Origin of the sequence: Streptomyces sp. NPDC046866 (assembly GCF_040704625.1) — a bacterium.
GTDB lineage: Bacteria > Actinomycetota > Actinomycetes > Streptomycetales > Streptomycetaceae > Streptomyces.
The window spans coordinates 19437-34980 of sequence record NZ_JBEYXN010000043.1 but is presented as its reverse complement, the minus strand read 5'-3'; the positions used below and the strand labels follow the sequence as shown (position 1 = coordinate 34980).

The window sequence follows — 15544 nt, the reverse complement described above, 5'->3', positions numbered from 1 at the left end:
TACGACGACGAACAGAGCTGCCTCGAAGACGTCCGCCACCTCCTCTCCCTCCTGCCCTCCAACAACCGCGAACTCGCCCCCGCCGGCGACCAGGACGACCCCGCCGACCGGCGCTGCGAAAGCCTGCTGGACCTGGTTCCGGCCCGCGCCAACGCCGCGTACGACATCCGCGCCGTCATCGAGGAGATCGTCGACCACGGCGAGTACTTCGAGGTCCACACGGCCTGGGCGCAGAACGTGGTCTGCGCCCTGAGCCGCCTCGGCGGCCAGGTCGTCGGCATCGTCGCCAACCAGCCCGGCGCCCTCGCCGGCGTGCTCGACATCCAGGCCAGCGAGAAGGCGGCCCGGTTCGTTCAGTTCTGCGACGCCTTCAACATCCCGCTCGTCACCCTCGTGGACGTGCCCGGCTTCCTGCCCGGCCTGGACCAGGAGCACAACGGCATCATCCGCCACGGCGCCAAGCTCCTGTACGCCTACTGCAACGCCACCGTCCCGCGGATCTCCCTCGTCCTGCGCAAGGCGTACGGCGGCGCGTACATCGTCATGGACTCCAGCTCCATCGGCGCCGACCTCGCCCTGGCCTGGCCGTCGAACGAGATCGCCGTGATGGGCGCCGAGGGCGCGGCCAACGTCATCTTCCGCCGCGAGATCGCGGCCTCCGACAACCCGGAGGAGACCCGCGCGCAGAAGATCAAGGAGTACACGGCCGAGCTGATGCACCCGTACTACGCGGCCGAGCGCGGCCTCGTCGACGACGTCATCGACCCGGCCGACACCCGCACCCGCCTGATCGACGCCCTCACCATGCTCCGCGCCAAGAAGGCCCCCCTGCCCGCCCGCAAACACGGAAACCTGCCGCTGTGACGCATCCCGAACTGCCCCTCGCCTCGCTGCGCGTCGTCAGGGGCGCGCCCACCATGGAGGAACTGGCCGCGCTGGCCGTACTGCTGACTGCGCGTCTGCAGGCTCCCGAGCCGGAGCCGGAGGTCCTGGCCGCCCCGGTGCCGCTGTGGCCGCGGGCGCTTCCCGGCTACCAGCCCCCGGGCAGCTGGGCCTCGTAGCCCGGGTCCCGGCCTCCCCCGATCCCGTCCGGCCCCGGCGTACCCCCGCGCCGGGGCCGGACGTACGCGGGGCACGGCCCGACCCCTCGACACCCGGGGGCGGGCCCTAACCCCGCCCGGTCATCCCGTCGCTTCGGCAACGCCCGGCTGCGGCCGCGTCCGTGTGCGCGTGCCCTCGGCCGGCGCCAGGCCTGCACCCATCGGTGCGAGGACGACGCCCAGGTCGACGAAGGTACGCAACCTCGCCCGGAACAGGGCCGGGCGATCACCCCCGACCCGGACCGCCAGAGCGCCCCAGGCCGCCCCGCCGACCGCCGCGGCGACCTGGTCGACCGTCGCCCCGACCGTGAGCGCGGCCCAGCTCTCGACGAGGACGAGGGCCGCCATCGACACCGCCTGGACCGCAAGGGCCAGCATCATGGTCATGTCGCCCCTGCGCAGTCGGGTCGCCTGACCGTCCGGCGCGCGTCAGGCGGCGGGCACGGACCGCTTACGGGTCACGGTCAGGCGGCGTCGAAGCCGGCCAGGCCGAGGGCGACGAGGCGCTCCGGGTCCGTGATCACGTCGATGGCGGCGATCCTGCCGTCGGTGACGGTGAAGGCCATCAGCGACAGCGGGCGGCCGTCCCTGACGACCACGACGCCCGCCGCGCCGTTGATCAGCGCCGGGCGCACGAACGGGAACAGGCTGCCGTACGTGACGGCCTGCGAGGCCAACGTCGCGGCGCCGCGCAGGACCCCGCTCTGGGAGGCCCGCAGCGTGCCGCCGTCGCAGCGCAGGACCACGTCGGGGTCCAGGACGGCGATGAGGGCCTCCAGGCGGCCGTCCCGGGAGGCGGCGAAGAAGGCGTCGACGACCTCGCGCTGGCGGGAGCGGTCCGGGTCGGGCACCGGGGCCTGGTCCTGGACCCGGCGGCGGGCCCGGCTGGCCAGCTGCCGGGTGGCCGCCGGTGTCCTGTCGAGCAGTTCGGCTATCTCGTCGAAGGACACGGCGAACATGTCGTGCAGGACGAACGCGATCCGCTCGGCGGGGGAGAGGGACTCCAGCACCACCATCAGCGCCAGCCCGACCGAGTCCGCGAGCAGCACCTCGTTCTCGGGGTCGATGACGTGCTCGCGGGTGACGACCGGGTCCGGGACGCGGACCTCGGGGACCAGGGGCTCCTCCCGCCGGGTCGCGCGCGAGCGCAGCATGTTCAGGCAGACGCGGGAGACGACCGTGGTCAGCCAGCCCGGCAGGTTCTCGACCTCGTCGGTGTCGGCGCGGTCGAAGCGCAGCCAGGCCTCCTGGACGGCGTCCTCGGCCTCGGCGAGCGAGCCCAGCATCCGGTAGGCCACGGCCCGCAGCCGGGGCCGTTCCTGCTCGAAGCTGGCCGTCGGCCGGGTGGTCGTGTGCACCTGTGGGGTTCCTTTCGCCGGGGGCCGCCGAGGGCTCGGTGCCCTGGAGCGACCGTAGCGACCCAAGCGACCGAAGCCGCGGGCGGGACCGGGTCGCCGAATCACCCACACGGGTGGCAGTCGATTCCCGCTTGACGCCCGCTCGACCCCTCCGGACCCCCGGAAACCGGCCCCGATGGGGCGCAGCGACTGAAAACCAGCGACCGAAGCGGTCTTCGGTAGCTCTCGGTCGCTGAGAGGAACCACAGGTCAGGGTGGGTGTGAAGGGCCGGCAGCGACCGAAGCGACTCAAGGTCCGGGTATATGAAGACATTCCCGCGTGCGCGTGTGCGCGTGTATGCGTGCGCGTGTGAGCGTCATATATAGGGGTCTTGAGTCGCTTCAGTCGCTATTTCGGTTGTGTCGGGGCTCTGACCTGTGGTTCCTTCCAGCTACTGTGGCAGCGACCGAAGGAGCTTCGGTCGCTGGGGGCGGAGCACTTCGGTCGCTGGGTCCGGGAGGGACCCGGTCGCCGGAACCGGAACGGCACGGTCCATGAACTGCCGCTGGGGGACGCGGGGTTCTTGTGGTGGGAGGTGCTTCTTCCGCACCCGACCTTCGCTAAGGTGAGTCCGTGGTTGAGTAGCTTCGGTCGCTGACGGGGGATGGGAATGGCTTCTGAGCTGCTCGTTTCGCGCAGCGACTCAGAGCGCAGCGACTCAGAGCAGCCGGGCCCGGCAGCCGGGCGCTCCCTGGCCACCGCCCGCTGGTGCGCGAGCAAGGGCTGGCCCGTCCACCCGCTGGCTCCCGGACGCAAGACGCCCGCGGGCAACTGCGACGCCTGCCGGGCCCCCGGCCACAGCCGCCGGGACTGCGGGTGCATCCGCTCCGGCCGCTGGTGCCACGGCTTCCACGCCGCCACCCTCGACTTCTCCCGCATCGCGCGCTGGTGGGGCGAGCAGCCCGGCCTCGGCGTCGGGGTCTCCTGCGGCCCGGCCGGCCTGGTCGTCCTCGACATCGACGCCCACGAACAGCCCCTGCCCGACCGCAGCCGGCTCCTGCCGGGCATCGCGGTCCCCGACGGGGTCGACCTCACCGGGCTCGCCAACGGCTACCACACGCTGGGCGTGCTGGCCGCGCTGCGCCGCGAGCAGAGCCCGGCCGTCGACACCGCCACCCTGCGGGTGCGGACCCCCTCGGGAGGGCTGCACGTCTGGTACCGGGCCCCCGGCAGCCACCGCTGGCAGTGTTCCACCGGCTCCGGCTCCGGGCGCGCCCTGGCCTGGCAGGTCGACGTACGGGCCCACGGCGGCTACATCGTCGCGCCCGGCACCGTCACCGCCGCCGGCACGTACACCCGCATCGGCGACGCCTGCGAGCCGGCCCCGCTTCCCGCCTGGCTCGCCCGCGAGCTGGAGCGCACCGGGCACTTGCCGCCGGCCGGCGTACCCGCCCCGCGCCCCGTGCCGCCGCGGGCCCGGCAGGCCGTACTCGCCGCCCGGGGCGGGCAGTTCGGGCACCTCGGCCGGGGCGCGGGCAAGGCCCTGGGCACCGTGCTGGCGATCGTCGCCGCCTGCGCCGCCGTACCCGAGGGGGCGGCCTTCTCGGAAAAGCTCAACCGCGCCGCGTACACCGCCGGCGGCCTGGTCGCCGCCGGCCTGCTCACCCCAGCCGACGCCGAGCGCGCCCTGGCGGACGCCGCGGAGCACGCCAGGCCCGGCCAGGAGCGCCGCTACGGGGCCATCATCCGCAGCGGCCTCAGCGCGGGCCTCCAGCGCCCCCTGACGCCGCCCGGGGTCCGCCCGTGACCGCCGAGCGGGAGAGCGCCGCGCTCAGTGCCGCGGTCAAGGAGTTCGACGCCCGGGCGGTCGCCGAGCAGATCCTCGCGCTCCAGCCCGTGCAGGAGCCCGACGCCGCACCGGGCCCCGAGGCGCACGCCGGGGCCCAGGGCGGCACCGGGGCCGCGGCCGGCGCCGCCGGGCCCGCCGTCACCGCCGACGGGCTGCTGCCCGACACCCTCAGCGACCGCGGCAACGCCAAGCTGTTCGTCCGGCTCTACGCCGACGACTACCGGCACGTCCCCGGCCTCGGGTGGTACCGGTGGGACAGCACCCGCTGGCTCATCGACGAGGACGACACCGTCCTGTGGGCCGCCGGCGACCTCGCCGAGTCGATCGCCACCAACGACCCCACGGGCACCCACAGCGCCGCCGCCCTGCGCCAGCACCGCCGCCGGGCCCTGAGCACCAGCGGCATCAACGCCATGCTCACGCAGGCCAGGTCGGCGCCCGGGATGATACTGAACGCCGCCCGCCTGGACGCGGACCCGTACGCCCTGTGCACGCCCGCCGGGATCGTCGACCTGTTCACCGGACGCCTGCGCGCCCCCGTCCCCGGCAGGGACTTCCACTCCCGCTCCACTACCGTCGCCCCGCTGGCCATCCCCACGCCCCGCTGGGACCGCTTCCTCGTGGACACCTTCGGCGACGGGCCGGAGGGGGCGCAGATGATCGGCTTCCTGCAGCTGCTGCTCGGCTACTCCGTCACCGGGGACGTCGGCGGCCAGGTGATGCCGTTCCTGTTCGGCTCCGGAAAGAACGGCAAGTCCGTGCTCCTGGACGTGCTGATGAAGCTGCTCGGCGACTACGCCGACGCGGCCCCGCCCGGCTTCCTGATGGCCCGCCCGTACGAGGGCCACCCCACCGACCTGGCCGAACTGCACGGCCGTCGGGTCATCGTGTGCAGCGAGGTCAAACCGGGCGACAAGTTCGACGAGGCCCGGGTCAAGCTCCTCACCGGCGGCGACCGGATCAAGGCGCGGCGCATGCGGCAGGACTTCTTCGGCTTCCAGCCCACGCACAAGCTGTGGCTGCTGGGCAACCACCGGCCCGAGGTCGGCACCGGCGGCTTCGCGTTCTGGCGGCGCATGCGGCTCATACCGTTCGAACGCGTCGTCTCCGACGACCGCAAGATCGACAACCTGGCGGACATCCTGGTGACCGAGGAGGGCCCCGGCATCCTCAACTGGCTCATCGCGGGCGCCGGCCGCTACCTGGGCGGCGACAAGGACCTCACCGGCCCCGAGCGGGTGCGGATCGCGACGACCGCGTACGCCGACACCGAGGACCACACGGGACGCTTCCTCGGCGAGTCCTGCCGACTCGAGCCGGACCTGAGGGTGGAACAGGCGCAGCTCTACGCGGCCTACCGCGGCTGGTGCCAGAATGAGGGCGCCCCCGCCATCTCCTCCCGGGCCTTCGCGGCGCGCGTCCGCGAGACGGTGGGGCTGGCGTCGCCCAAGGAGATGATCCTGTCCAACCAGCGCAAGTTCTACCCGGGCATCGGCCTGCTCGCGCACGAGGAGACGGCATGAGCTCCCTCATCACCGAAGACGAGATCGTCCACGAGGTCGAGCTCGTCTGGCTGGAGGACGTCAGCGGGCTCGACTACGTCCGCCAGAGCCTGGACCGGCTCCCCACCCGCCGCGGCAAACCCGCCTACCACCGCGACGGCCGCATGGTCGGCTACGCCCAACTGGGGCCGCGGGCCAAGCCCTCCCGCTCCTCCGGTACCTTCCGGCGCCGCGTGTTCTGGCTGCTGCCCCACGACCGGGACACCGAGCCGGACGGGCTGTACGCGAAGGGTGCGCCCGCCGAGGCCGTGGACGCGCGGACGCTGGCGCCGGGCAGCAAGGGGCGCAAGACCGAGCGGTCGGAGGGCGGTCCCATGTCGTCGGCGTCGGCGTCGGCGTCGGCGACTGCGACAGCGACTGCGGCTTCGGCTGCGCCTGTGCCTGCGGCGCTGCGCGAACCCCTGCCGTAGCCGACGGCGCAGGACCCAACTCGCGCCCGCCACACGGGCTTTACCCGACAACCCCTATAAAAGAACCGGCCAGCCGGTATATTTTTGCTGCGTCGCCCCGGCCGGACCGAGCGCGCCCACTCCTTCCGCGCTCCGCGCTCCGCGCCCGGCTGTGCCGCGCCGCGGGGATCCCGCCGCCCGGCCGCGGCTCGCGCGCGTCGGGGGACGTCGCGCACGGCACGGCTTGTCTTCGAAGACCGGACCAGGGGGCGCAGCGCATGCGAGCAGACGTGGTGCAGGCGGACGTGGTGATCGTCGGCGGGGGGCCGGTCGGCCTGCTGGTCGCGGCCGAACTGGCCGGGTACGGAATCGACACCGCGCTCCTCGAAGCGCGGGCCGCCGTCGCCGAGCGGCCCAAGGCGACGACCCTGCACGCCCGGGCGGTGCAGTGCCTGGCCCGGCGCGGCCACCTGCCGGAGCAGCTGCCCCCGTACGCGGGGCCCTCGGGCGACTCCGGCGGCAGCCCCTTCCACTTCGCCGGCCTGCCCGGGCTGGTCATCACGGCCCCGGAGGGCGAGCCGGGGCCCATCCTCAAGTGCCCCCAGGCGGAGCTGGAACGGCTCTTCGAGGCCCGGGCCAGGGCGGCGGGCGCCCGGATCCTGCGCGGGCACCGGGTCACCGGGCTCGGGCAGGACGGGTACGGGGTCACCGTGCGGGCCGAGGGGCCGCAGGGCCCGGTCGACTGCACCGCCCGGTACCTGGTGGGGGCCGACGGGGCGCGCAGCCTCGTCCGCGAGGGGGCGGGCATCGCCTCGGACACGCACCCGGCGACCGTGGCCGCGCTGATGGGCACCGTCGCCCTGCGGGAGCCGGGCGCCCTGGCCGACGGCTGGCACCGGACCCCGCGCGGCTGGATCGTGGCCAAGACGGAGGCGCCGGCGGCCGGGGCGGGGGCCGGCCCCCGGACCCAGATACGCACGCTGAACTGCGCCCGCGCCCACTCCGACCGCCACCAGGAGCCCACCCTGGCCGAGCTGGAGCAGGAGGTGGCGTGGATCGCCGGGCGGGAGATCGCCATGGACGAGCCGCGGTGGCTCAGCCGGTTCAGCGACTTCGCCCGCCTGGCCCGCAGCTTCCGCCGGGGGCGGGTCTTCCTCGCCGGGGACGCGGCGCACACCCACTTCCCGATCGGCGGCCAGGGCCTGAGCACGGGCGTGCTCGACGCCCTGAACCTGGCCTGGAAGCTCGCCCTCGCCGTGCACGGGAGAGCCGGGGCGGCCCTGCTCGACAGCTACGACCTGGAGCGCAGGCCCGCCGCCGGGCGGGTCATCGACAACACGCGGGCCCAGCTGGCCCTGATGCGGCCCGGTCCCGAACTCGACGCCCTGCGCTCGCTGTTCAGCGGGCTGCTGAGCGCGGACCGGGTCGCCGGGCACCTCAGGAACATGATCAGCGGCCAGGACACGGTGCTGCCCGGGTGGACGGGGAGCCCGCCGTCCGGGGGCGAAGGAACGTTCCTGCCAAACGTCGCCCTGACCACGCCGGACGGCAGAACGGACGTGATCACCCTCCTCCAGGAGGGCCGGCCGCTGCTCCTGCTGTTCGGGCCGGACGCGGACCTGCGCCACGGCGGCGGCGCCCGCGCGTGGGAGCCGCTCCTGCGGGTGGTGCGGGCGCGGCCCGTGCCGGACGTGCCGTACGAGGCCGTCCTCCTACGCCCCGACGGCTACGTGGCCTGGTCCCCGGGCCGCACCCCCCTCACCACGGCCCTGGCGGCCCACCTGGCCCGCCCCGCCGAACCCGAGCCCGCCGCCGGCTGACCGCCCCGCCGGGGCGGGGGCCGCCTGGACGCCACTTCCCCTGGGCTTCCGCCGGGCGCAGGCAAAAGGAGAACCGTGGCGGAAGAGCAGGAGCCGGCCGACAGCCAGCGGCAGCACTGGCAGCACACCTACGCCGCACACCCCGGCATGTACGGCCAGGAGCCTTCCGGGCCAGCGGTCCACGCCGCCGCCGTGTTCCGCGCCGCGGGGGTGCGGGAGGTGCTGGAGCTGGGAGCCGGGCACGGCCGGGACGCGCTGTTCTTCGCCCGCGAGGGCTTCACCGTCCGGGCGACCGACTTCAGCCCCGTCGGGCTGGAGCAACTGCGCGACGCCGCCCACGCCCGGGGACTCGATGAGCGGGTGGCCACCGCGGTCCACGACGTGCGGGAACCGCTGCCGCTGCCGGACGCCTCGGTGGACGCGGTCTTCGCCCACATGCTGCTGTGCATGGCCCTGTCGACGAACGAGATCCACGCCCTGGTCGGCGAGGTCCGCCGGGTCCTGCGGCCCGGCGGCGTGTTCGTGTACACCGTGCGCCACACCGGCGACGCCCACTACGGCGCCGGCACCGCACACGGCGACGACATCTTCGAACTCGGCGGGTTCGCGGTCCACTTCTTCGGCCGTGAACTGGTCGACGTCCTTGCCGACGGCTGGACCCTCGACGAGGTCCACGCCTTCGAGGAGGGTGAACTGCCCCGCCGGCTGTGGCGCGTCACCCAGACCCGCCCCCGCTGAGCGGTACGCCGCTCCCACCGGAGCCGCCTGCGCCTACCAGGCCAGGGGTTCGCCGTCCCGGAAGAAGCCGCCGGTCGGGCCGGAATCGGGCAGGGTGGCGGCCCAGACGATGCCGGCGGCGCCCTGCTCGACGGGCCCGCCGCCCGGGCCGCCCATGTCGGTGGCGACCCAGCCCGGGCAGACGGCGTTGACCAGGATCCGCTCGGCGCGCAGCTCGTCGGCGAGCTTGCGGGTCAGGGCGTTGAGTGCCGCCTTCGAGATCCCGTAGGCAGGGGTTCCGCCGGACATGTGCTCGAGGGACCCGGACTCGCTGGAGACGTTCACCAGACGGGGGTGGGCCGAGCGGCGCAGCAGCGGCAGGAACGCCTGCGCGGTCCGCCAGGCGCCGAACAGGTTGGTCTCCAGGGTGCGGCGGACCTCGTCGAGGTCGGCGGAGACGGCGCGCCGGGCGGTGTCGTAGTTGACGGCGGCGTTGTTGACGAGGACGTCCAGGCGCCCGAACTCGGTCTGCGTGCTCCGGGCGAGGCCGCGGACGCCGTCGGCCTCGGTCACGTCCAGGCGGCGCGGCAGCAGCGTGCCGGCCACGGTGGGGGCCAGTTCGGCGACGGCCTGCTCGGCGTCTTCCCGACGGCGGGCGCACAGCAGGACGGTGTGGCCGAGCGCGGCGAGCTGACGTGCGGTCTCCCGGCCGATTCCACGGTTGGCGCCCGTGACCAGCGATACCGGCGCGGTGGTGCTCATGTTCTCTCCTCGGGCGGACGATCGGGCCTGGACAGCACGCTATGCCGTCGCCCGGCGTCCGCGGATCAGGCCCGGGGCGCAGGCACCCCCCGGCCTTGGAGGTAGTCCGCTCGTACCACCGCCGTGCGCCCGGCGGACCGCGTACGGGTCCGCCGGGCGCACGGCGGTGGGCCGCCTCAGGCGGTGAGGTCGGCCACGGCGGGGGCGACGGGGCCGAACAGGTCGGCGATGGTGGTGAGCGCGGCCGTCTGGAGGGCGGCGGCCGGCACGACCGTGCCGTCGGGTGCGGGCAGCGGGCGGGTGGCGGTGGCCTCGGCGACGACGGTGGGGCGGTAGCCGAGGGCGTGGGCGCCCTGGGCGGTGAACGAGACGCACATGTGCGTCATGAACCCGGCCAGCACCAGCTCCGTGCCCGCGCCGAGCGTACGCAGGGTCTCGTGGAGTTCCGTGCCGTGGAAGGCGTTCGGGAACCCCTTGACCACGACGGGCTCACCGGGGGCCGGCGCCACCTCGGGACTGATCGCTCCGATCTCGGCACGGATGTCGTACGGGGTGCCCGCGCCGCCGTCGTTGACGACGTGGACCACGGGGATCCCGGCGGCGCGGGCGGCGGCCAGCAGCCGGGCACCGGCGGCCAGGGCCTCGTCGACGCCCTCGAGGGCCATGACGCCGGTGCGGTAGGTGTTCTGGAAGTCGATCATGACCAGCGCGGCATCGGCGAGCCGGGGCAGGCCGTTGTCGAGGCCGATCACGTCGCGCAGGCGGGCGGAAGCGGTCATGGGAGTCTCCTTCTGATGCGGATGCAGCGGATACGGGGGGAGGGGCCGGTCCATCGGGGGCCTCGCCGGCGCGTGAGGCGCGGGTGGGGCCGCGCACCACGGAATCCGGCTCTGCCGGACACCGGGAGCTGCCCGGGGACCCGCCCGGGGCTCCGTCCGGGGGCGCACTCACACGCCGGCGTGGCCGGAGTTGCAGGGGCCCGCCTCGAAGCGGAGGGCGGGTGTCCGCGGGTGCCCGGTCCGCGGGACGGGCGGGCCGGGCCGGGGCGTGATGGTCCGAGCAGCCCCGTGGCAGTTCAGGGGGTGGTGCGGAAGCGGCGGCGGTAGGTGGCCGGGGTGGTGCCGATCTGGCGGCGCAGGGCTCGGTGGAGGGTCTCCACGGAGCCCAGCCCGCTCCCCGCGGCCACCGCCTCCAGTGGCTCGTCGGTGCTCTCCAGCAGCCGCCGCGCCGCCTCCACCCGCGCCGCCTCGACGTACGCGGCCGGCGTGACCCCCGTCTCGCGCAGGAACACCCGCGCGAAGTGGCGCTCGCTCAGGCACATCCGCTCCGCCAGCGCCCCCGTGGACAGGTCGGCGTCCAGATGGTCGGCGACGTACATCCGCAGCTCGTCGATGTCCCGGCGGGATGCGGCGGGCCGGCTCAGCGGGACCGAGAACTGGCTCTGCCCGCCCTGCCGTTTGAGGTACATCACCAGCTGCCGGGCCACCGCCAGGGCGACGTCCTCGCCCAGGTCCTCCGCCACCAGGGCCAGCGCCAGGTCCATGCAGGCGCTGATCCCGGCCCCGGTCCACACCTTCCCGGACCGTACGAAGATCGGATCGGGGTCGACCGTCACCTGTGGGTGGTCGGACGCCAGTTGGGCAGCGGTCGACCAGTGCGTGGTGGCGGTCCTGCCGTCCAGCAGCCCGGCCGCGGCCAGCAGGTGCGCGCCCACGCACACCGACGCCACGCGCCGGGCCGTCGGCGCGGTCGCCTGCAGCCAGGCCACCACGTCCGGGTCGATCCGGGCCACCGGCCCGTCGGGGTGCAGGTCCACCGCCCCGGGGACGAGCAGCGTGTCGACCACCCCCTCGACCTCGGCGAACGTCAGGTCGGTGACCAGCCGTACACCGGCCGAGGTGGCGACCACCCCGGCGGTCGGGCCGGCCAGCTGCACCCGGTAGCCCGCCCGGCCGCCGGTCTCCCGGTTGGCCAGCGCGAACACCTCGGCGGGGCCGGTGACATCGAGGAGGTCGACATCGGGGAAGACCGCGATGACGACGCGGCGGTTCGGGTGCGTGGACATGCATCCATCGTCACCGCCGGCGCCCACGGCCACAATGACGCTGTTCTGTCACATCTGGACGTCACGCCCCGCGTGTCGTGCCTACCAGTCCCGCCCCTCCGGCAGGGCGGCCAGGCCGGGGGCGGACAGGTGCAGCACCTCGTAGCGTTCGGTCGCGTCCTCGTCGGATGCGGAGGTTTCCGCCCACAGCACGAAGCGCAGCAGCTGCCAGTGGTGCGGGTCGACGGCCAGCGCGGCCGTGTGCACGCCGTCGCGGCGGGAGAGCTGCCGCAGCTGCTCGGCCTCCCGCTCGATGAGGGCGGTCAGGCCGAGGCCCGTGCGGTCCTGGTCGGCGTCGCAGGGCACGGCGGTGAGGCGGCGCGACGCCGCCCGGGGAGGCGCCGTGCGGGCGGGGCCGGCGTGGCAGGCGATGCCCGTCCAGTGGTGGGCGGCGGGGCGGCCGAAGTCCCGGACGATGTTCTGGAACCCGCCGCCGCCGACCAGGAACCGGGCCATCGCGCCGGTGTCGTTCCACAGGTAGAAGGGGGCGTACTGGTTGACCGGCGAGCCGTCGGTGCCGCGCTCGCGGATGACGTACGCCTTCAGTCCCAGCCCGGCGCGGTCGTCGAGGACGTGGCCGCCCTCGGCCACCCGCTTGCGGATGATCTGCATGTCGTAGTCGGCGGGCAGGGTGATCTCGTACTGCTTGGCGTACACGGGAGCTGCCTTTCTCGGCGGGAAGCGGACGGTCACGCGCGAGCGGGGGAGACGTACGCGCCCAGCAGGCCCAGCACCCCGCTGATCGCCTGCTCGAACGGCTGCACGGAGTCGGCGGCGCGCGCCAGGACGTAGCCGCCCTGCAGGACCGCGACGACGCTCGCCGCCGTGGCCGCGGGCTCCAGCGCGGCATCGAGTTCGCCGCGCTCGCGGCCCTCGGCCAGGACCTCGGCGAGACGGGTGCGCAGCCAGGCCAGGGTCTCGTCGACCGGGGCCCGCAGCAGCGCATCGGCCATCACGTCCGGGTCCTGGGTGAGGCGTCCGACGGGGCAGCCCTTGAGGACGTCCCGCTCGCGGTGCAGGTACGCGGTGATCCGCTCCACGGCGGTGCCCGGCGCCGAGAACTGCTCCTCGGCCTTGGCGCGCATCTCCTCGGCGGTGCGGCGGATGGCGGCGAGCGCCAGGTCCGGCTTGCCGGTGAAGTGGTGGTACATGCTGCCCTGCCCGGCCCCGGCCCGCTGCTGGATGGCCTTCGGGCTGGTGCCGGTGTAGCCGCGTTCCCACAGCAGTTCGCGGGTGCTTTCGATGAGGCGGTCGGCAGTGCTCATGCGGGTGACTATACATACTAGTTGGTACAGCACGGGTGCGAAGTGCCGGACACGGAGCTCCCGTTCAGGCGGCAGGGCTGCTGAGCGGGTGCTCGGGCAGGCCGCCGAGGAAGTCCCGCAGCACCTGGAGCAGCGCACCGGTCCGTTCGAGGTGGAGGTCGTGGCCCGTGCCGGGGATGCTCACGGCCGTGGTGTCGGGTTGCAGGCGGAGCATCTCGCCGATCTCCTGCGGCGGGATGATGCCCGACTGGCCGAGGACGGCCAGCACCGGGCAGCTGATCTTCGTCCACGCGTCCCAGAAGGAACTCCTGGCGATCTCGGCCAGCGAGCCGACCATGACGTCACGGTCGAACCGGGGCCACCAGCCGCTGTCGCGCTCCTCCAGGCCTGCCGCCCAGCCCTCGCCGACCGACCCTCCGCCGAGGAAGCAGGCGGCGGCTTCGCGCGACGGGAAGGGGACCGGCCACGAGTCGAGCCACCCGCCGACTTCCTGCTGCACCCGGGGGTTCGGACCGCCGGGTCCGGCTTCCACCAGGACCAGTGCGTGGACGAGGCCGGGGTGGGCGGCGGCGGTGAGCATGGCGGTGTGGCCGCCCAGCGACTGGCCGAGGAGGACGGGCTCCTGCAGGCCGAGCCGGTCGAGGACGGCGACCACATCGGCGACGTAAGCGGCCCGGGACACGTCTGCCGGCAGGCGTTCGCCGGCGCCGTGACCGCGCTGGTCGACCGCCACGACCCGGTGTCGGGACCGCAACCGGCGGGCGAGGGCGTCCCATTCGCCCGCGTGGCCGGCCAGCCCGTGCAGCAGGACGACGGGGCGCCCGGGGCCCGCCCAGTCACGGCAGGAGATGCGGACGCCGTCACGCTGCACGACGCGGGTGGACCAGGTCATACGGTTTCCCCTCGGGGTTTCGGGGTGGAGGCGGGGCCGCGGTTCCGCCGGGTCGGCGGTCGCCGGGTCGCCGGGTCGCCGGGTCGGCGGTCGCCGGGTCAGCGGTAGGCGGCGAGGAAGGCGCGGACGCCGGCGGCGGCGTAGTGGTCGAGTTCGGCGTCGGTGTGCCGGGCGCCGCCGTGGAACATCGCCTGGTTCACCGGGATCCACAGCAGCAGCCCGGCGAAGTGGTGGGCGGCCAGCATCGGGTCGCCGGCCCCCAGTACCCCCTGGTCGGTGAGGCGCCGGAAGGTGGCCGCCAGGGTGGCCAGGACCCGTTCGAAGCCCTGCTCGTACCAGGCCGCGCCCAGTTCGGGGAAGGCGTCGGCGTTGGCGATGATCAGACGGCGCAGCTGGAGCACCTGCGGCTGCGTGAGGGTGGCCAGGAACCGGCGCGCGAGGCGGGTCAGGTTCTCCTCCAGGGCGTCGGCCTCCGCGGGGACGTCGGCCACCAGGTCGACCATGGCGTCGATGCGGTCGGTGGTGGCCAGCACGACCTCGGCGAACAGCTTCTCCTTGTCCGCGAAGTGCTTGTAGACGGTCTGCTTGGACACCGCGGCCAGCCTGGCGATGTCGTCCATGCTCGTCCCGGAGTACCCCTTGTCCAGGAACACGGTGGTCGCGGCATCCAGGATCCCCTGGTGCTTGCGCGCTGACCGGCTGTCCATCGTCGGCCTCCCTCTTCGCCGTTCGCCCTGCCGTCCCGGCGGCCTGCCGAGAAGAGTACTGGACTGACCAGTACTCAGGTGGGTACTGTACCGTCCAGTTCCACAGAGCGCGGGGCCGGCCTGTCCCGGGTCTCGCCACACAACCGACGGGGGTACACATGGACACGGTTTTCTCGGCCGACGGCACGGCCATCGCCTTCGAGCAGCAGGGTTCCGGCCCCGCGGTGGTGCTCGTCGGCGGCGCATTCATGACCCGCGGCGATTCCGCCGAGCTCGCCGGTCTGCTGGCCGAGCACTTCACCGTGATCACGTACGACCGCCGCGGGCGCGGCGACAGCGGGGACGGCCCGGCCTACGAGGTGCAGCGCGAGATCGAGGACCTCGACGCGCTGATCCAGGGCCCGGGCGGCGGGTCCGCCATGCTGTTCGGCATGTCCTCGGGCGCCGTCCTCGCCCTGGAGGCCACCGCCCGCGGCAGCGCCGTCACGCGGCTCGCGCTGTACGAGCCGCCGTTCATCACCGACGACAGCCGCGCGCCGCTGCCCGCCGACTACGTGGAGCACCTGACGGAGCTCGTGGGCCGCGGGGCGTACGGGGACGCCGTCACCTACTTCATGACGGCGGCGGTCGGCCTGCCCGAGGAGGCCGTCGCCGGCATGCGGCAGGCCCCGTTCTGGGCGGGCATGGAAGCCGTCGCCCCCACCCTCCCGTACGACGGCCGGATCATGGGCGACACCATGTCCGGCCGCCCCCTGCCGCTGGACCGCTGGGCGTCCGTGACCGTGCCCGTCCTCGTCGGCAGCGGAGACGCGGGCGCGCCCCACATGCTGACCGGCGCGCGGGAACTCGCCGCGGCGGGCGACAACTTCACGCTGCGGGTCTTCCCCGGCGAGGAGCACACCATCGAGGCCAAGCGCCTGGCCCCGGCCCTCGCCGACTTCTTCGCCGGGGCGCACGCGGCCTGAGCGCGCCATCGGACGGGCCCGCCCCCCCGGCCCCGGAACCGCCCGGGGGCAGGAGGGGGTGGGGGGCGGGCCGG

17 protein-coding genes are annotated in these 15544 nt (G+C 74.3%); 8 read left to right on the top strand and 9 right to left on the bottom strand.

The window, feature by feature from the left end; genetic code table 11:
* Both AB0953_RS34065 and AB0953_RS34060 read left to right on the top strand, forming a co-directional pair.
* A partial coding sequence (locus AB0953_RS34065; RefSeq protein WP_366863471.1) for a carboxyl transferase domain-containing protein occupies nucleotides 1-864 on the top strand: 864 nt, incomplete at its 5' end.
* Nucleotides 861-1061 carry an acyl-CoA carboxylase epsilon subunit gene (locus AB0953_RS34060; protein ID WP_366863469.1) on the top strand — a complete coding sequence of 67 codons (201 nt, stop codon included), beginning with the start codon at nucleotides 861-863 and terminating at the stop codon, nucleotides 1059-1061. The genes AB0953_RS34065 and AB0953_RS34060, both read left to right, overlap by 4 nt.
* Before the next feature lie 120 nt (nucleotides 1062-1181).
* Here AB0953_RS34060 and AB0953_RS34055 read toward each other — a convergent pair whose 3' ends face one another.
* Together AB0953_RS34055 and sigJ are read right to left on the bottom strand one after the other, a co-directional pair.
* Nucleotides 1182-1487: a hypothetical protein gene (locus AB0953_RS34055; RefSeq protein WP_366863468.1), complete on the bottom strand. Its 306-nt coding sequence runs from the start codon at nucleotides 1485-1487 to the stop codon at nucleotides 1182-1184.
* Nucleotides 1488-1564: 77 nt separating this feature from the next.
* Entirely contained in the window at nucleotides 1565-2458 is an 894-nt protein-coding gene (gene sigJ / locus AB0953_RS34050) for an RNA polymerase sigma factor SigJ (protein WP_366863467.1), read from the bottom strand.
* A gap of 650 nt (nucleotides 2459-3108) precedes the next feature.
* Between sigJ and AB0953_RS34045 the strand changes: the two genes are divergently transcribed.
* The 5 genes from AB0953_RS34045 (at nucleotide 3109) to AB0953_RS34025 (ending at nucleotide 8796) form a co-directional block, all read left to right on the top strand.
* Entirely contained in the window at nucleotides 3109-4245 is a 1137-nt protein-coding gene (locus tag AB0953_RS34045) for a bifunctional DNA primase/polymerase (RefSeq protein ID WP_366863466.1), read from the top strand.
* Nucleotides 4242-5810, top strand: a complete 1569-nt coding sequence (locus AB0953_RS34040; RefSeq protein ID WP_366863465.1) for a phage/plasmid primase, P4 family — start codon at nucleotides 4242-4244, stop codon at nucleotides 5808-5810. Before AB0953_RS34045 ends, AB0953_RS34040 begins: the two co-directional genes overlap by 4 nt.
* The gene (locus AB0953_RS34035) at nucleotides 5807-6259 is read left to right on the top strand and encodes a DUF6009 family protein (protein ID WP_366863464.1); all 453 of its coding nucleotides are present in this window, start codon (nucleotides 5807-5809) and stop codon (nucleotides 6257-6259) included. The genes AB0953_RS34040 and AB0953_RS34035 overlap by 4 nt, the downstream gene beginning before the upstream one ends.
* A gap of 257 nt (nucleotides 6260-6516) precedes the next feature.
* Nucleotides 6517-8058, top strand: a complete 1542-nt coding sequence (locus tag AB0953_RS34030; RefSeq protein WP_366863463.1) for an FAD-dependent monooxygenase — start codon at nucleotides 6517-6519, stop codon at nucleotides 8056-8058.
* A gap of 75 nt (nucleotides 8059-8133) precedes the next feature.
* Nucleotides 8134-8796 (top strand): class I SAM-dependent methyltransferase, encoded by a 663-nt coding sequence (locus AB0953_RS34025; protein ID WP_366863462.1) that lies wholly within the window; start codon nucleotides 8134-8136, stop codon nucleotides 8794-8796.
* Nucleotides 8797-8829: 33 nt separating this feature from the next.
* Here AB0953_RS34025 and AB0953_RS34020 read toward each other — a convergent pair whose 3' ends face one another.
* From AB0953_RS34020 to AB0953_RS33990, 7 genes are all read right to left on the bottom strand, one after another.
* Complete coding sequence (locus AB0953_RS34020) at nucleotides 8830-9537, bottom strand: SDR family oxidoreductase (protein WP_366863461.1); 708 nt, start codon at nucleotides 9535-9537, stop codon at nucleotides 8830-8832.
* Between the two features lie 176 nt (nucleotides 9538-9713).
* Nucleotides 9714-10316: an isochorismatase family protein gene (locus AB0953_RS34015; protein ID WP_366863460.1), complete on the bottom strand. Its 603-nt coding sequence runs from the start codon at nucleotides 10314-10316 to the stop codon at nucleotides 9714-9716.
* Between the two features lie 296 nt (nucleotides 10317-10612).
* Nucleotides 10613-11602 (bottom strand): DJ-1/PfpI family protein, encoded by a 990-nt coding sequence (locus tag AB0953_RS34010; RefSeq protein ID WP_366863459.1) that lies wholly within the window; start codon nucleotides 11600-11602, stop codon nucleotides 10613-10615.
* An 81-nt stretch (nucleotides 11603-11683) separates the two neighbouring features.
* On the bottom strand, nucleotides 11684-12298 hold the full coding sequence (locus AB0953_RS34005; RefSeq protein WP_366863458.1) for a DUF4865 family protein: 615 nt from the start codon (nucleotides 12296-12298) through the stop codon (nucleotides 11684-11686).
* A 32-nt stretch (nucleotides 12299-12330) separates the two neighbouring features.
* On the bottom strand, nucleotides 12331-12906 hold the full coding sequence (locus AB0953_RS34000) for a TetR/AcrR family transcriptional regulator (RefSeq protein WP_366863457.1): 576 nt from the start codon (nucleotides 12904-12906) through the stop codon (nucleotides 12331-12333).
* A 64-nt stretch (nucleotides 12907-12970) separates the two neighbouring features.
* Nucleotides 12971-13798, bottom strand: a complete 828-nt coding sequence (locus AB0953_RS33995; RefSeq protein ID WP_366863456.1) for an alpha/beta hydrolase — start codon at nucleotides 13796-13798, stop codon at nucleotides 12971-12973.
* 98 nt (nucleotides 13799-13896) lie between these two features.
* On the bottom strand, nucleotides 13897-14505 hold the full coding sequence (locus AB0953_RS33990; RefSeq protein WP_366863455.1) for a TetR/AcrR family transcriptional regulator: 609 nt from the start codon (nucleotides 14503-14505) through the stop codon (nucleotides 13897-13899).
* Nucleotides 14506-14663: 158 nt separating this feature from the next.
* Between AB0953_RS33990 and AB0953_RS33985 the strand changes: the two genes are divergently transcribed.
* The gene (locus tag AB0953_RS33985) at nucleotides 14664-15470 is read left to right on the top strand and encodes an alpha/beta hydrolase (RefSeq protein WP_366863454.1); all 807 of its coding nucleotides are present in this window, start codon (nucleotides 14664-14666) and stop codon (nucleotides 15468-15470) included.
* The last annotated feature ends 74 nt before the right edge of the window (nucleotides 15471-15544 follow it).

Bases quoted from the DNA above. Each gene is read 5' to 3' on its own strand.
- AB0953_RS33990 (WP_366863455.1), bottom strand. From the start codon at position 14,505: ATGGACAGCCGGTCAGCGCGCAAGCACCAGGGGATCCTGGATGCCGCG.
- AB0953_RS33985 (WP_366863454.1), top strand. From the start codon at position 14,664: ATGGACACGGTTTTCTCGGCCGACGGCACGGCCATCGCCTTCGAGCAG.
- AB0953_RS34015 (WP_366863460.1), bottom strand. From the start codon at position 10,316: ATGACCGCTTCCGCCCGCCTGCGCGACGTGATCGGCCTCGACAACGGC.
- AB0953_RS34000 (WP_366863457.1), bottom strand. From the start codon at position 12,906: ATGAGCACTGCCGACCGCCTCATCGAAAGCACCCGCGAACTGCTGTGG.
- AB0953_RS34020 (WP_366863461.1), bottom strand. From the start codon at position 9,537: ATGAGCACCACCGCGCCGGTATCGCTGGTCACGGGCGCCAACCGTGGA.
- AB0953_RS34035 (WP_366863464.1), top strand. From the start codon at position 5,807: ATGAGCTCCCTCATCACCGAAGACGAGATCGTCCACGAGGTCGAGCTC.
- AB0953_RS34010 (WP_366863459.1), bottom strand. From the start codon at position 11,602: ATGTCCACGCACCCGAACCGCCGCGTCGTCATCGCGGTCTTCCCCGAT.
- AB0953_RS34030 (WP_366863463.1), top strand. From the start codon at position 6,517: ATGCGAGCAGACGTGGTGCAGGCGGACGTGGTGATCGTCGGCGGGGGG.
- AB0953_RS34045 (WP_366863466.1), top strand. From the start codon at position 3,109: ATGGCTTCTGAGCTGCTCGTTTCGCGCAGCGACTCAGAGCGCAGCGAC.
- AB0953_RS33995 (WP_366863456.1), bottom strand. From the start codon at position 13,798: ATGACCTGGTCCACCCGCGTCGTGCAGCGTGACGGCGTCCGCATCTCC.
- AB0953_RS34055 (WP_366863468.1), bottom strand. From the start codon at position 1,487: ATGACCATGATGCTGGCCCTTGCGGTCCAGGCGGTGTCGATGGCGGCC.